This window comes from Brevundimonas sp. TWP1-3, assembly GCF_049896085.1.
GTDB lineage: Bacteria > Pseudomonadota > Alphaproteobacteria > Caulobacterales > Caulobacteraceae > Brevundimonas.
This window is the reverse complement of sequence record NZ_JAFCTP010000001.1, coordinates 225,113-240,259: the sequence shown is the minus strand read 5'-3', so window position 1 is coordinate 240,259 and position 15,147 is coordinate 225,113. Positions and strand designations below refer to the sequence as shown.

Sequence of the window (15,147 nt, the reverse complement as noted above, 5' to 3'; positions counted from 1 at the left end):
GTTCGCCGGGGTTCTCAGCCTCAAGACGGCATCGCCGACAGCTCTCCTGGGCTTCGCACTATTCCTGTTGGAATGGGGCCATAGCTCAGTTGGTAGAGCGCCTGCTTTGCAAGCAGGATGTCGTCGGTTCGACTCCGTCTGGCTCCACCAGGATCTTGTGATCGCATTCAAGTTTGCCGTCGGCCTCAGGGTTGGCGTGCATTGAAATCGTAAAGGAAGAACGCAACCGGCTCCCCTGAGCTTTTAGGTTATGTTCGAGAAGAAGACATTGTCTGACAAATATCAGGCTTGGTCCCCCGGCAACTTTCCAGTCGGGCGGAATAAACCAAGCATGAGTTTTGCTGAGAAACGATCAAACGTTGAAGGGCTTCTGACGGATGCCTTGGCGTAGAGAGGCGATGAAGGACGTGGCAAGCTGCGATAAGAACCGGGGAGGCGCTAGCACCCTTTGATCCGGTTATTTCCGAATGGGGAAACCCACCTTTACAGTCTTCCAACTTCGTTCTGACTTCGGTCAGGGCGGCGATTGGCGGATTGTTAAAAGGTATAATGAACTGAATACATAGGTTCATTAAGCGAACCCGGGGAACTGAAACATCTCAGTACCCGGAGGAAAGGACATCAACCGAGACTCCCGTAGTAGTGGCGAGCGAACCGGGACCAGGCCAGTGCTCTTGTGAAATAAAGACGAACGATCTGGAAAGGTCGGCCATAGTGGGTGAAAGCCCCGTAGTCATCAAATAGCAAGAGACTCGAGTAGGGCGGGACACGTGAAATCCTGTCTGAACATGGGGGGACCACCCTCCAAGCCTAAGTACTCCTCTACGACCGATAGTGAACAAGTACCGTGAGGGAAAGGTGAAAAGCACCCCGACAAGGGGAGTGAAACAGATCCTGAAATCGGAAGCCTACAAGCAGTCGGAGCCCCCAAGCGGGGTGACGGCGTACCTTTTGTATAATGGGTCAGCGACTTCATGTGTCGAGCAAGCTTAAGCCGTTAGGTGTAGGCGCAGCGAAAGCGAGTCTGAATAGGGCGCTAAGTTCGACGTATGACGACCCGAAACCAGGTGATCTATCCATGAGCAGGTTGAAGGTTGGGTAACACCAACTGGAGGACCGAACCCGTGAATGTTGAAAAATTCTGGGATGACTTGTGGATAGGGGTGAAAGGCCAATCAAACCTGGACATAGCTGGTTCTCCGCGAAATCTATTTAGGTAGAGCGTCCGACGAATTCCTTGGGGGGTAGAGCACTGGATGGTTGCGGGCTGCGCGAGCGGTACCAATACTAACCAAACTCCGAATACCCAAGAGAACTATCGGGCAGACACACGGCGGGTGCTAACGTCCGTCGTGAAAAGGGAAACAACCCTAACCATCATCTAAGGCCCCCAAGTCACGGCTAAGTGGGAAACGATGTGGGATTGCTTTGACAATCAGGAGGTTGGCTTAGAAGCAGCCATCCTTTAAAGAAAGCGTAACAGCTCACTGATCAAGCGATCCTGCGCGGAAAATGTAACGGGGCTCAAGCCGTGCGCCGAAGATATGGGTTTGCAGTTTACTGCAAGCGGTAGCGGAGCGTTCCGTAGGCCGGTGAAGGTCAGGCGTGAGCCTGGCTGGAGGTATCGGAAGTGAGAATGCTGACATGAGTAACGATAGGAGTGTGAGAGACACTCCCGCCGAAAGACCAAGGGTTCCTGCGTAAAGCTAATCTGCGCAGGGTTAGTCGGCCCCTAAGGCGAGGCTGAAAAGCGTAGTCGATGGGAAGCAGGTAAATATTCCTGCACCAGCTGGAAGTGACGGATGGCTTAACTCGTACCCACTTATTGGATTGTGTGTGCGGGGGCGTTGTCCCAGGAAATAACTCCAGCAGAGACCGTACCCGAAACCGACACAGGTGGTCAGGTAGAGCATACCAAGGCGTTTGAGAGAACTATGCTGAAGGAACTCGGCAAATTGCACGCGTAACTTCGGAATAAGCGTGACTCACCCTGGGCAACCAGGACTGAGTGGCACAAGCCAGGGGGTAGCGACTGTTTAGCAAAAACACAGGGCTCTGCGAAGCAGCAATGCGACGTATAGGGTCTGACGCCTGCCCGGTGCCTGAAGGTTAAAGGGAGTTGTGAAAGCGACGAACTGAAGCCCAGGTAAACGGCGGCCGTAACTATAACGGTCCTAAGGTAGCGAAATTCCTTGTCGGGTAAGTTCCGACCTGCACGAATGGCGTAACGACTTCCCCACTGTCTCCAGCATAGGCTCAGTGAAATTGAATTCCCCGTGAAGATGCGGGGTTCCCGCGGTCAGACGGAAAGACCCTATGAACCTTTACTATAGCTTCGCCTTGGCGTTAGCGACCGTATGTGTAGGATAGGTGGGAGGCTATGAAACCGGGGCGCCAGCTCTGGTGGAGTCGTCCTTGAAATACCACCCTTACTGTCGTTGACGTCTAACCGAGGGCCGTTATCCGGTCCCGGGACATGGCGTGGTGGGTAGTTTGACTGGGGCGGTCGCCTCCTAAAGTGTAACGGAGGCGCGCGATGGTGGGCTCAGACCGGTCGGAAATCGGTCGTCGAGTGCAATGGCATAAGCCCGCCTGACTGCGAGACTGACAAGTCGAGCAGAGACGAAAGTCGGCCATAGTGATCCGGTGGTCCCGAGTGGAAGGGCCATCGCTCAACGGATAAAAGGTACTCTAGGGATAACAGGCTGATTTTGCCCAAGAGTCCATATCGACGGCAAAGTTTGGCACCTCGATGTCGGCTCATCACATCCTGGGGCTGGAGCAGGTCCCAAGGGTATGGCTGTTCGCCATTTAAAGTGGTACGTGAGCTGGGTTCAGAACGTCGTGAGACAGTTTGGTCCCTATCTGCCGTGGGTGTTCGAAGCTTGAGAGGATCTGTCCCTAGTACGAGAGGACCGGGATGGACATACCTCTGGTGTACCTGTCATGGCGCCAGCTGTGCAGCAGGGTAGCTAAGTATGGAATAGATAACCGCTGAAAGCATCTAAGCGGGAAACTAACCTCAAAACAAGGCTTCGCTGAGGATCGTGGAAGACTACCACGTTGATAGGCCAGGTGTGGAAGTGGGGCGACCCATGAAGCTTACTGGTACTAATAATCCGATCGGTTTGATCGTTTCTCAGCAAAACTCATTCGATGATTGCTCCTTGACCGAAGCAATCTCAGACAATGTCTTCTTCTCCTGACCTCAAGTAGCGCGAATGCGCGATAGGTCAGGATTCATGTGTGCTTGGTTGACCTGGTGACTATGTCGGAGGTTCCCCACCCGATCCCATTCCGAACTCGGTCGTTAAGCCCTCCAGAGCCAATGGTACTTCGTCTCAAGGCGCGGGAGAGTAGGTCGTCGCCGGGTCTACCAAGCACACATGATTTACGCGCTAACGGCCTTCGGCCTACTTGAGCGCGCTTCTCGAACCGTTCTTCCTTCACGACACTACCGTTTGCCGCGGGATGGAGCAGCCCGGTAGCTCGTCAGGCTCATAACCTGAAGGTCGTAGGTTCAAATCCTACTCCCGCACCCAAGAATACCTCACATTCCGGCGTGAGACTCTGATCTGAAGAACCCCACGCGCTATCGCCGTGGGGTTTTCTGCGTCATGGGCGCTCCCCAAGCCAACAGGCCGGCGGCTGTGACGTGACACCCTGAAACTCCTCCAGCAATAGCTGGAGGGCGCGTAAGCAGCATGGACGTGTCGGAGGCCAGGCGTCTGAAGGCGCTGGAGGGTGGAGAACGCCAAGCTCAAGCGGATGCTGGCGGAATCGATGCTGGACAACGTCGCGCTGAAAGATCTGCTGGGGGAAAAGTGGTTACGCCCGCTGCGCATCGAGCGGCGGCGGCGCACCTCCAGTCGGTCTATGCGATGAGCTAACGTCGGGCCTGCCGGGTGCTGGGCGCTGATCGGACGAGCGTGCGCTATCAGGCGACGCGACCGGACGACGGCGTCCTGCGGGATCGACTGAAGGCTCTGGCTCGGGAGCGTCGGCGGTTGGGCTATCGCCGCGTGCACGTGATTCTTCGGCGCGAGGGCCATGCGGTCAAGAAGCGGGTCCAGCGGATCTACCTCAAGCAGAAGTTGACCGCGCGTCGGCGCGGCGGGCGCAAACGGGCCATGGGAACTCGGCGTCCGCTGGCGATTCCTCTGGCCGCGAACCAGCGCTGGTCGCTCCACTTCGTATCGGATCAGATGACTGACGGGCGGCGCTTCCGCATCCTGATGGTGATCGAACCGAAGGCCGGCGTAGCCACAACTGCACGCGGGAATGCCTCGGCCTCGTCGCCGACACCTCGCTGTCGGGCCGACGGGTAGCGCGCGAGCAGGACGCCATTATCCTTCGACGAGGGCGACCTGAGACGATCATCGCCGACAACGGCACGGAGTATAGGTCCAAAGTCATCCTGGCCTGGGTCGATGACGTCGGCGTGGGCTGGCACTGCATGGCCCGGGCAAACCCTGGCAGAACGGCTTCAACGAGAGCTTCAACGGCCGGCTGCGCGACTAGCCGCTGTTCCGATCCCTGCCGCACGCCCGTGGCGTGCTTGAGGCCTGGCGGCGCGACGACAACGAAACCCGGCCGCACTCGAAGCTAGGATGGCTGACGACCAAGGCCTACGCACAGGCGCTCACCGGACAGAGCGGCCGGTCTGGTGCGCTGGTTAATAGCTGCTCAGACCAGCCTATTGCCAACCCCGCCAACACCAGTTCAGATCACCAAAGGACCCCTCGTTATGGCTGGATGAGAAACGGGGGTCACGTCACTTCTTCACCCGTTTTGACGGAAAGTTGCTCCGCGCGCACCGTGCTTCCAAGGGGAGGAAAAAGGCATGACGAATGCGGAACTGAGCGTGGCCTTCTTCCTGCAGATGGCCGTGATCATCGCCGTCTGCCGCATCGTCGGCTGGCTGGCCAAACGCTACCTCGGCCAGCCGCAGGTGGTGGGGGAGATGATCGCCGGGGTGATCCTGGGCCCGTCGCTGTTCGGCCTTCTGGCGCCTGATCTTCAGGCGGCCCTGTTCCCCAAGGAATCGAAGTCGATCCTGTTCGTCGGCGCCCAGTTGGGCGTGGGCCTCTATATGTTCCTGGTCGGGCTGGGCTTCCGGCGCGATCACTTCAAGGCCAATGCGAAAAGCGCGGCGGCCGTGTCGTTGGCGGGGATGGCGGCGCCCTTTCTGATCGCGGTGGCTATTGCGCCCTGGCTGGTCAGCCAAGGCCTGTTCGGTCAGGGCATCCAGACCTGGCAGGCCATGCTCTTCATGGGCGCGGCCATCTCGATCACCGCCTTCCCCATGCTGGCGCGCATCATCCATGAGCGGGGTCTGAGCGGCACGCGGCTGGGTTCGCTGTCGCTGGCAGCCGGGGCCATCGACGACGCCGGCGCCTGGTGCGTTCTGGCCATCGTCCTGGCCAGCTTCGGCGCAGGGCCGATGGTGGCGGTGATGGCCATCGCGGGCGGCGGCGCGTTCGCACTGTTCATGCTGACGGTCGGACCGAAACTGCTGGCGCCGCTGGGCCGCATCGTCGAGCGTGAAGGGCGGTTGAGCCCCACGGTGCTGGGGATCGTGCTGATCCTGTTCATGCTCAGCGCCTGGGCCATGGACGCGGTCGGCATTCACGCCGTCTTCGGCGGCTTCATCCTGGGCGTCGCCATGCCGCGCGGCCTGCTGAGCCAGGAGGTCAAGCGTCAGCTGGAGCCGTTCGCGGTGCTGGTGCTGCTGCCGATGTTCTTCACCTTCTCGGGCTTGAACACCCAACTGACCATGGTCAACAGCCTGGGCCTGCTGGCCGTGACCGCCGTCATCCTCTTGGGCTCCATCCTGGCCAAGGGCGGGGCCTGCTGGGCCGCCGCGCGCTTGACGGGCCAGGACAACGCCACGGCCATGGGCATCGGCGCCCTGATGAACGCCCGCGGCCTGATGGAGCTGATCATCATCAACATCGGCCTGCAGCGCGGCATCATCGGCCCGGCCCTGTTCTCGATCCTGGTGATGATGGCCATCATCACCACCCTGATGGCCTCGCCCCTGTTCGAATGGGTCTATGGCAGGAAGGCGCGCCGGCGAGGGGAACTGGGCCAGGTGGCCGACGAGGAATCCTGAGGCGATAGGACCACGCCGGCCTTCGATTTCCGTCCAGGCGCCCTCAATTTTATGAAACCTTTAGGTGCACGGCGAGGACTCACATCGCGCCATTACGTGGCTCCATGGTCCTGTCCCGCTCCAACTTGAGCGAGGAGGCCGGATTGGCCGACGTGATCTTTCTGGCGGTGGGGGCAGGGGCGTTCGCCGCCTTCGCCCTGCTCGCCACAGCATTGAAACGGGTATGACCATGATCGCCATGCTCTGGGGGGCGGGGGCGCTGGTCGTCGCCGTCTATATGGTCGCGGCGCTGCTGCGGCCCGAGCGGTTCTAAGGGACCGGGACTGAAATCATGAACATTCAAGGATGGGGCGAGATCGCCCTGACTCTTGGGCTGGCCGTCATGCTCGGCTGGCCCATCGGCGTTTATATGTCGCGCGTCTGGAACGGCGAGCGGACCTGGCTGGATCCGGTGCTGAGGCCGGTGGAGGCCGTCTTCTATGGCGCGGCGGGCGTCGATCCGAAGCGCAGCCAGGGCTGGCTGGGCTATTCCGGCGCCCTGCTGGCCTTCAACCTGGCGGGCTTTGTGCTGCTGTACGGGATACTGCGTCTGCAGGGCGTTCTGCCGATGAACCCGCAAGGTTTCGCGGGCGTCTCGCCGCACCTGGCCTTCAACACCGCCGTCAGCTTCGTCACCAACACCAACTGGCAGAGCTATGGTGGGGAGACGACGATGTCGACCTTCAGCCAGATGGTCGGTCTGACGGTGCAGAACTTCTTATCGGCGGCCACCGGCGCGACCATCGCGGCCGCCCTGGCGCGGGCCTTCGTCGCCAATCGGGGCGAGGGCGTCGGCAATTTCTGGGCCGACCTGACGCGCACCACCCTTTATGTGCTGCTGCCCGCCGCCCTGATCCTGGCCGTGGCCCTGTCCGGCCTCGGCATCGTCCAGAGCCTGGCGGCCAACGTCCATGCGACCGGCGTCGAGGGCGGGTCGCAGACCCTGCCGCTGTTCCCGGCGGCCAGCCAGGTGGCGATCAAGCAGTTGGGTATCAATGGCGGCGGCGTCTTCAACGTCAACGGCGCCCATCCGTTCGAGAACCCGAACGCCATCACCAACCTGCTGAGCGCCGTGGCGATCAACGTCATGGGCTGGGCCGCCTTCTTCGCCTTCGGCCGCACGGCCCTGGCGGGACGCGACATCAAGGCCCTGGCTGCGGCGGCCCTGATCATCCTGACCGTCTCAAGCGCGGCTATGTATGTGATCGAGACCCAGCCGGCCCCGGCCCTTGTCGCAGTCCAGGTGGACGCGTCGGTGAACATGGAGGGCAAGGAGGTCCGCTTCGGCGCACCGGCCTCCACCGTCTGGTCCGTCGTCACGACCGGCGCCTCGAACGGTTCGGTCAACTCGATGCACGCCAGCTATATGCCGCTGGGCGGCGCCTTGCAGATGTTCCTGATGCAGTTGGGCGAGATCCTGCCGGGCGGGATCGGTTCGGGGATCGCCATAATGGTGGTGATGGCCCTGCTGTCGGTCTTCGTCGCCGGCCTGATGGTCGGTCGCACCCCGGAATATCTGGGCAAGAAGATCGAGGCGCGCGAGATTCAGTTCGCCATGATCGCGGTTCTGATCCTGCCGCTTTCGGTGCTGGGTTTCTCGGCGATCTCCGCCGTTTTCCCGACGGCGCTGGCGGGCCTGCTGAACAAGGGGCCGCATGGGTTGTCCGAGATCCTATACGCCTACACCTCGGCGGCGGCGAACAACGGTTCGGCCTTTGCGGGCCTGACCGCCAATGCCCCCTGGTGGAACACGACCCTGGGGCTGGGGATGCTGTTCGGGCGGTTCGTTCCGGCCGTCGCGGTGCTGGCCATCGCCGGCAGCCTAGTGGTCAAGCCCAAGCTGGCGCCCTCCACCGGCACCCTGCCCACCGACAACGGCCTGTTCATCGGCCTGCTGATCGGCGTGATCCTCATCCTCGGGGGCCTGCAGTTCCTGCCCGCCCTCGCCCTGGGACCGATCGTCGAGCACTTCCAGGTGCTCGCGGCGGTCGCCGGCGCCTGATCCTTCGGACATCCTGACATGACACAACTTACATTGGATCCACGCGAGGGCGGCCGTTCGTCGCCCCTCGCGGGCGGGCTATCGGGACAGATGATCGGCCGGGCCGTGGGCGACGCCTTCGTCAAGCTGAACCCCGTCAAACTGATCAAGAACCCGGTCATCTTCACCACCTGGATCGTGGCGCTTCTGTCCACGATCTCGGCGGCGGCGGCCATCGCGGGCGGTCAGTCGGCGGGCTTTGCGGTGCAACTGGCCGTATGGCTGTGGGCCACGGTCCTGTTCGCCAACGTCGCCGAAAGCATCGCCGAAGGGCGGGGCAAGGCGGCCGCCGACAGCCTTCGCGCCACCCGCGTCACGACAAAGGCCAAGCTGATCGTCGATCCCAAGACCGGCACGGTGGTCCCGACCAACGCCTCCGAGCTTGAGGTCGGGTCGATCATCCTGGTCGAGGCCGGCGACGTGATCGCCTCGGACGGCGAGATCATCGAGGGCGTGGCCTCGGTCAACGAGGCCGCCATCACCGGCGAGAGCGCCCCGGTGATCCGCGAAAGCGGCGGCGACCGATCGGCCGTGACCGGCGGCACCACCGTCGTCTCCGACTGGATCAAGGTCCGCATCACCGCCAAGCCCGGCTCGACCTTCCTCGACCGTATGATCGCCATGGTTGAGGGCGCGGACCGGCGCAAGACGCCGAACGAACTGGCCCTGGCCGTGCTGCTGGCCGGCCTGACCCTGATCTTCCTGATCGCGGTCGTGACCCTGGTCGGTCTGGGCGCCTATTCGGGCGTCCGTATCGATCCGCTGGTGCTGGGCGCCCTGTTCATCACCCTGATCCCGACCACGATCGGGGGCCTTTTGTCCGCCGTCGGCATCGCCGGCATGGACCGCTTGCTGAAGGTCAATGTGCTGGCCACCTCGGGCCGTGCGGTGGAGGCGGCCGGCGACGTCGACACCCTGCTGCTCGACAAGACCGGCACCATCACCTTCGGCAACCGCATGGCGACCGAGGTAGTTCCGGTTCCGGGCGTGCGTCCGGAAGCCGCCCTGGCCGCCGCCGTCATGGCGTCCCTGGCCGACGAGACGCCAGAGGGCCGCTCCATCGTCGAACTGGGCCGCAACGCGGGCGTCTCGGGGGAACAGCCGGCCGGCGCCGTCGCCATTCCCTTCACCGCCGTCACCCGCCAGTCGGGCCTGGACGTCGGCAAGGACAGCTGGCGCAAGGGCGCCGTCGATGCGGTGCTGAAGGATCTGGGCCTGAGCGACGGTTCCGCCCCGGCAGAGTTCCGTCAGTCCGTGGACCGGATCGCCCGCTCGGGCGGCACGCCCCTGGCCATCACCCAGAACGGCGTGCTGGTGGGCGTCATCCACCTGAAGGACGTGGTCAAACCGGGCGTAAAGGCGCGCTTCGCCGACCTGCGGCGGATGGGGCTGCGCACCGTCATGATCACCGGCGACAATCCGGTGACGGCCGCCGCCATCGCTTCGGAAGCCGGGGTCGACGACTACCTCGCCGAGGCGACGCCCGAGGACAAGATGCGGCTGATCAAGGCCGAACAAGCCAAGGGCCGTCTGGTGGCCATGTGCGGCGACGGCGCCAACGACGCGCCCGCCCTGGCTCAGGCCGACGTCGGCGTGGCCATGCAGACCGGGGCCCAGGCCGCCCGCGAGGCCGGCAATATGGTCGATCTCGACAGCGACCCGACCAAGGTCATCGAGATCGTCGAGGTCGGCAAGCAACTGTTGATCACGCGCGGCGCCCTGACCACCTTCTCTGTCGCCAACGACGTGGCCAAGTATTTCGCCATCATCCCGGCGATGTTCGTGGTCGCCCTGCCGTCGCTGGGCGCGCTGAACGTTATGCGGCTGCACAGCCCCGAGAGCGCCATTCTGTCGGCGGTCATCTTCAACGCCCTGGTCATCGTCGCCCTGATCCCCCTGGCGCTGAAGGGCGTCAAATACCGGGCCATCGGCGCGGGCGCCCTCCTGGGTCGCAACCTTCTGATCTACGGCCTGGGCGGCCTGATCGCCCCGTTCGTCGGCATCAAGCTGATCGACCTCGTCATCTCCGGCCTGGGCCTGGCCTGATGCGCCAGGAGGTTTCCCGCATCCTTCAACTCGTCCTCGCAGTGCTGGTCATTGCGGCCCTGTGGGGCGTCGCGACGATGCGGGAAACCGACCAGCGCAACGGTTCGAACCTCAGAGCCATCCATCCTGTTCAGAATGAGAATCCCAATGCGTAAACCCCTCTCCAAGGCCTCGGGCCGTAACGACGCCTGGTTCGCCGCCGCCTGTATCATCGGCATCGCCGGCCTGGGCCTGTGCAGCGAAGCCAAGGCGCAGGACGTCTCGGCGCCCCATATCTCGGGCAACGTCGCCCTGACTTCTGATTACGTCTTCCGCGGCGTCAGCCAGACCCAGGAAAACCCGGCGATCTCGGCCGGCGTCGACCTGACCAGCAACGGCTTCTACGCCGGCGGCTGGGCCTCCAACGTCGATTTCGGCGACGACACCGACGCCGAGGTCGACCTCTACGCCGGCTATCGGCCCGAGGTCGCCGGCTATGCCCTGGACTTCGGCGTGATCGGCTACCTCTACGCCGGTCAGCCGGACGGCGCGGACTATGACTATGTCGAGCTGAAAGCCGCTGCCTCGCGCGCCGTTGGTCCCGCGACCTTGGGCGCGGCGGTCTATTATTCGCCCGACTTCTTCGGCGCATCCGAGGACGAGGCGACCTATGCCGAAATCAACGGCGCCGTCAGCCCGGCCGACAAATGGACCCTCTCGGGCGCCGTCGGGCGTCAGTGGGTCTCGTCGGACCTGGACTACACCACCTGGAACCTGGGCGCGGCCTATCAGCTGACCAGCAATCTGGCTTTGGACGTCCGTTATCACGACACCGATCAACACGACTTCGGCGACATCTACGGCGCGCGCGCCGTGGCGACGCTGAAGGCCAGCTTCTGAGGCGACGACCATGGTCAATCAACTTCGCCCGGCCCTCGTCATGACGGCCCTGTTCACCCTGCTGCTGGGGCTGGCCTATCCGCTGGCCGTCACCGGCGTGGCCCAGGTCGCCTTCCCGGATCAGGCCAACGGCAGTCTGGTGCGCGACGCCGGCGGTCAGGTGGTCGGTTCCTCGTTGATCGGTCAGCCGTTCGCGGGCGCGACCTATCTGCATCCGCGCCCCTCGGCGGCGGGCGACGGCTATGACGCCGCCGCCTCGTCCGGCTTGAACCTGGGGCCGCTGAATCCGGACCTGACGATGCGGGTCGCCGAAACCGCCCAGGCCATTCGCGCCGAGGACGGTCCGGGCGTCATCCCCGCCGATGCGGTGACGACCTCGGGTTCGGGCCTCGACCCGGACGTGTCTCCGGCCTACGCTCGGCTTCAGGCCGCGCGGATCGCCCGCGCCAGAGGCGTTCCCGTGCAGCAGGTCCAGAGCATCATCGACGCGCGGACCGAGGGAGCCTTCCTCGGCTTCATCGGCCAGCCGCATGTCAATGTCCTGATGACCAATCGCGCGCTGGACGCCCGCTTCGGCGCGGAGGGCTGATTGCCCGAGATCGAGGCCGAAACGCCCGCGACTTCAGCCGTTCCGCGCCGCAAGCGCGGGCGGCTGAAGGTGTTTCTGGGCATGTCGCCCGGCGTGGGCAAGACCTATGAGATGCTGCGCGCCGCGCGTCGGCGAAAGGCCGAGGGGCTGGATGTCGTCGTCGGCGTGGTCGAGACCCACGGCCGCAAGGAGACGATGAGCCTGCTGCGCGGCCTGGACGTCATGCCGCGCGCCCCCATCGACCACCGCGACCGCGCCCTGATGGAGTTCGACCTCGACGGCGCCCTGGCGCGGCGACCCGAACTGCTGCTGGTCGATGAATACGCCCACTCCAATGCGCCGGGGTCGCGCCATCCGAAACGGTGGCAGGACGTGGAGGAACTGCGCGATGCAGGCATCGACGTCTGGACGACGCTGAACATCCAGCATCTGGAGAGCCTGTCCGACGTCGTCCTGCGCATCACAGGCGTGCGCCAGAGGGAGGCCGTGCCCGACAGCGCCTTGACCGGCGCCGACGACATCGAGGTCGTAGACATCACGCCCGAGGACCTGCGGGCGCGTCTGGCCGAGGGCAAGGTCTATGTGCCCGAGACGGCGCGGGTCGCGTCCGAGAACTTCTTCAAGATCGAGAACCTGACGGCGCTTCGCGAACTGGCCCTGCGCCGCGCGGCCCAGACGGTGGACGATCAGTTGCTGTCGCATCTGCGCGAGCGCGGCGTGGCGGGGCCATGGGCGGCGAACGAGCGGATCCTGGTCCTGGTCGGCGGCGACGCCATGACCGCCTCGCTGGTGCGCACCGGGCGGCGGATGTCGGACATGATGATGGACGCCCCCTGGTCGGTCGCTCATGTCGAACGGCCCAGCGGATCGCGCGCCGACGCCCGCTCGGCGGGCCGCCTGTCCGAGGCCTTCAAGCTGGCCGAGCAGTTGGGCGGGCGGCCGGTGACGATCAGCGGCGACGACGTGGTGCGCGCCGTGCTGGACCATGCCCACCGTAACAACGTCACCCAGATCGTCATCGGCAAGACGCGCGGCGGGCGGTTCGCCGAATGGACCGGTCGGGCGCTGGCGACCGAACTGTTGCGCAAGGCCCAGGGCGTGGCCGTCCACGTCGTGACCGAAGGCGATCTGACGGCGCCCGAACCTGCGCTCAAGCCCGGTCCACGAGCGGCGCTGGAATGGCGCGCCTATACGACCGGCGCGGGCTTCGTCGTGGCCGCGACCGGCGTCGCCCTGTTGCTGGACACGCGGTTCGAGCGGGTCGATCTGGGCGTCATCTATCTGGCGGCGGTGGTGGCGGCGGGGGTTTTGAACGGCTTGCGGCCTGCGCTGGCGGCGGCGACCCTGGCCTTCCTGACCTACAACTTCCTGTTCCTTCAGCCGCTCTACAGCTTCCTGATCGGTTCGCCGACGGACGTGCTGACCCTGATCCTCTTCTGGGCCGTGGCCCTGGGGACCGGCGCCCTGGCGGGGAGGGTGCGCGAACAGGCCAGAGCGGCCCAGCGTCGCGCCGCCGCCGTCTCGGCCCTTCTGGCCGCCAGCCAGACCCTGTCGGCGGGCCAGGATCGCGCGACCACGGCCCGCACCCTGGCCGAACAGGCCTCGGCCGCCGCCGGGGCCGGTGCGGTCGTCCTGCTGCCCGAGGACGACGATTTGACCCTGACCGCCGCCAGTCCCGACGGCCTGACGCTGGCGCCCGACGCCATGGCCGCCGCCCGCTGGGCCTGGACCCATGGCGAGGTCACGGGACACGGCACCGGCACCCTGCCGCAGACCCATTGGCGGTTTCAGCCTTTGCAGGGCGTGCGCGGGCGGGCCGGCGTAGCGGGCATCGACGCCTCGGCCGTGGCGGCGGGCTCGGACGAGGAACGCCTGGCCATGGCCCTGCTGGACCAGGGCGCGGTGGCGCTGGAGCGGGCCGACCTGGCGGGGCAGGCGCTGGAGACCGAGACCCTGCGTCGCGCCGACCGTTTCCGCGCCGCCCTGATGAACTCGGTCAGCCACGATCTGCGCACGCCCCTGTCCACCGTCCTGGGCTCGGCGACGACCCTGATCGACTATGGCGCGACCCTGAAGCCCGAGGTCCGCGACGACCTGCTGCTCAGCATCCGCGAGGAGGCCGAACGCCTGTCGCGCTATGTCGGCGACCTGCTGGACATGACCCGGTTGGAGGGCGGGGGGCTGAACGTCCGCACCGACTGGAGCGATGTGCGCGACATCCTGAACGCCGCCGCCGACCGGGTGTCGCGCCGCCTGGGCCAGCGCCGCATCACGCGCGACTTTCCGGCCCAGCTCAGCATGGTCGAGGCCGATCCGGGCCTGCTGGAACAGGCGGTGGTCAATATCTTGGAAAACGCCATCGCCTACAGCCCCGACGGCACCACCATCGAACTGGCGGCCTATGAGGATCGCGGCGCCGTCGTCATCTCCATCGAGGACGAGGGGCGCGGCATTCCCGCCGCCGAGCTGGAGCGCGTGTTCGACAAGTTCCGCCGCATGGAGGAATCCACCGACCGCGCAAAAGGCGCCGGCCTGGGCCTGGCCATCGCCAAGGGTTTCGTCGAGGCCATGCGCGGCCGTATCGCCGCCGCCAGCCCGATCCACGACGGACCGGACGGCGGCAAGCTTGGCACCCGCATCCTGATCAGCCTGCCCAAGTCCATCGCCACCCACCCGGATCTGCTGTGATGTCCGCCGTTCGCCCCCAGGTTCTGGTCATCGACGACGAGCCCCAGATCCACCGCTTCCTGGCCCCCGCCCTGGACGCCGCCGGCTATGAACCGCGCCGCGCAGACAGCGGTCAGGAGGGCCTGCGCGCCATCGCCCTATGGAGCCCCGACGCGGTGGTGCTGGACCTGGGTCTGCCCGACATGGACGGCAAGGACGTCCTGACGCGGGCGCGGGACTTCTATCAGGGACCGATCATCGTCCTGTCGGCGCGCGACCGAGAGGCCGAGAAGATCACGGCCCTGGACCTGGGCGCCAACGACTATGTGGAAAAGCCGTTCGGCGTCGGCGAGCTGCTGGCCCGCATCCGCGCGGGTCTGCGTCAGGGCGCGCTGACGCCGGTGGCGGGCGGTGTGGTCACGGCGGGCGATGTCGTGATCGACCTGGATCGCCGCATCGTCACCCGCGCCGGCGAGCGCGTGAAGCTGAGGCCCAAGGAGTACGACGTGCTGGCCTATCTGGCGCGCAACGCCGGCAAGGTGCTGGGCCACGTCGATCTGCTCAAGACCGTCTGGGGCGCCGGCCATGCCGACGACGTCCAGTATCTGCGTGTGGTCGTGGGCCAGTTGCGGCACAAGCTGGAGGCAGACCCCGCACAGCCCGCTCTGCTCGTGACAGAACCGGGCGTGGGTTACCGGCTAATAAGCTGAGTTCACCCAAGACTGCATTCAGTCTGACCCAGACTCCGTCATGAAACAGGCGTCCGGGTCA

10 protein-coding genes, 2 tRNA genes, 2 rRNA genes and 1 pseudogene are annotated in these 15,147 nt (G+C 64.7%); all 15 read left to right on the top strand.

Annotated features, from left to right (window positions below):
- The first annotated feature begins 74 nt into the window (after positions 1 to 74).
- Positions 75 to 150, top strand: a tRNA-Ala gene (locus tag ACP693_RS01250).
- 200 nt (positions 151 to 350) lie between these two features.
- Positions 351 to 3,136: ribosomal RNA gene (locus ACP693_RS01245) — 23S ribosomal RNA — on the top strand.
- A 122-nt stretch (positions 3,137 to 3,258) separates the two neighbouring features.
- A 5S ribosomal RNA gene (rrf, locus tag ACP693_RS01240) occupies positions 3,259 to 3,373 on the top strand.
- 92 nt (positions 3,374 to 3,465) lie between these two features.
- Positions 3,466 to 3,542 (top strand) — tRNA-Met (locus ACP693_RS01235).
- 150 nt (positions 3,543 to 3,692) lie between these two features.
- Positions 3,693 to 4,671, top strand: a pseudogene (locus ACP693_RS01230) (IS3 family transposase); the annotation flags it as partial.
- 172 nt (positions 4,672 to 4,843) lie between these two features.
- On the top strand, positions 4,844 to 6,115 hold the full coding sequence (locus ACP693_RS01225) for a cation:proton antiporter (protein ID WP_426016025.1): 1,272 nt from the start codon (positions 4,844 to 4,846) through the stop codon (positions 6,113 to 6,115).
- 104 nt (positions 6,116 to 6,219) lie between these two features.
- Positions 6,220 to 6,342, top strand: coding sequence for a hypothetical protein (locus tag ACP693_RS01220; RefSeq protein WP_409719776.1), 123 nt, complete (start codon positions 6,220 to 6,222; stop codon positions 6,340 to 6,342).
- Entirely contained in the window at positions 6,339 to 6,428 is a 90-nt protein-coding gene (locus tag ACP693_RS01215) for a potassium-transporting ATPase subunit F (protein ID WP_105625212.1), read from the top strand. Before ACP693_RS01220 ends, ACP693_RS01215 begins: the two co-directional genes overlap by 4 nt.
- Before the next feature lie 18 nt (positions 6,429 to 6,446).
- Positions 6,447 to 8,156 (top strand): potassium-transporting ATPase subunit KdpA, encoded by a 1,710-nt coding sequence (kdpA, locus tag ACP693_RS01210; protein ID WP_426016026.1) that lies wholly within the window; start codon positions 6,447 to 6,449, stop codon positions 8,154 to 8,156.
- Positions 8,157 to 8,174: 18 nt separating this feature from the next.
- Entirely contained in the window at positions 8,175 to 10,241 is a 2,067-nt protein-coding gene (gene kdpB / locus ACP693_RS01205; RefSeq protein WP_426016028.1) for a potassium-transporting ATPase subunit KdpB, read from the top strand.
- The gene (locus tag ACP693_RS01200; RefSeq protein WP_426016029.1) at positions 10,241 to 10,396 is read left to right on the top strand and encodes a hypothetical protein; all 156 of its coding nucleotides are present in this window, start codon (positions 10,241 to 10,243) and stop codon (positions 10,394 to 10,396) included. Before kdpB ends, ACP693_RS01200 begins: the two co-directional genes overlap by 1 nt.
- Positions 10,389 to 11,120: a TorF family putative porin gene (locus ACP693_RS01195; protein ID WP_426016031.1), complete on the top strand. Its 732-nt coding sequence runs from the start codon at positions 10,389 to 10,391 to the stop codon at positions 11,118 to 11,120. The genes ACP693_RS01200 and ACP693_RS01195 overlap by 8 nt, the downstream gene beginning before the upstream one ends.
- 10 nt (positions 11,121 to 11,130) lie before the next feature.
- Complete coding sequence (kdpC, locus tag ACP693_RS01190; protein WP_426016033.1) at positions 11,131 to 11,709, top strand: K(+)-transporting ATPase subunit C; 579 nt, start codon at positions 11,131 to 11,133, stop codon at positions 11,707 to 11,709.
- Complete coding sequence (locus ACP693_RS01185; protein WP_426016035.1) at positions 11,710 to 14,397, top strand: DUF4118 domain-containing protein; 2,688 nt, start codon at positions 11,710 to 11,712, stop codon at positions 14,395 to 14,397. It abuts the gene before it with no gap.
- Positions 14,397 to 15,086 (top strand): response regulator, encoded by a 690-nt coding sequence (locus ACP693_RS01180; protein ID WP_426016036.1) that lies wholly within the window; start codon positions 14,397 to 14,399, stop codon positions 15,084 to 15,086. The genes ACP693_RS01185 and ACP693_RS01180 overlap by 1 nt, the downstream gene beginning before the upstream one ends.
- The last annotated feature ends 61 nt before the right edge of the window (positions 15,087 to 15,147 follow it).

Coding starts and splice junctions, on each gene's coding strand:
- ACP693_RS01225 (WP_426016025.1), top strand. CDS start 4,844: ATGACGAATGCGGAACTGAGCGTGGCCTTCTTCCTGCAGATGGCCGTG.
- ACP693_RS01220 (WP_409719776.1), top strand. CDS start 6,220: ATGGTCCTGTCCCGCTCCAACTTGAGCGAGGAGGCCGGATTGGCCGAC.
- ACP693_RS01215 (WP_105625212.1), top strand. CDS start 6,339: ATGACCATGATCGCCATGCTCTGGGGGGCGGGGGCGCTGGTCGTCGCC.
- kdpA (WP_426016026.1), top strand. CDS start 6,447: ATGAACATTCAAGGATGGGGCGAGATCGCCCTGACTCTTGGGCTGGCC.
- kdpB (WP_426016028.1), top strand. CDS start 8,175: ATGACACAACTTACATTGGATCCACGCGAGGGCGGCCGTTCGTCGCCC.
- ACP693_RS01200 (WP_426016029.1), top strand. CDS start 10,241: ATGCGCCAGGAGGTTTCCCGCATCCTTCAACTCGTCCTCGCAGTGCTG.
- ACP693_RS01195 (WP_426016031.1), top strand. CDS start 10,389: ATGCGTAAACCCCTCTCCAAGGCCTCGGGCCGTAACGACGCCTGGTTC.
- kdpC (WP_426016033.1), top strand. CDS start 11,131: ATGGTCAATCAACTTCGCCCGGCCCTCGTCATGACGGCCCTGTTCACC.
- ACP693_RS01180 (WP_426016036.1), top strand. CDS start 14,397: ATGTCCGCCGTTCGCCCCCAGGTTCTGGTCATCGACGACGAGCCCCAG.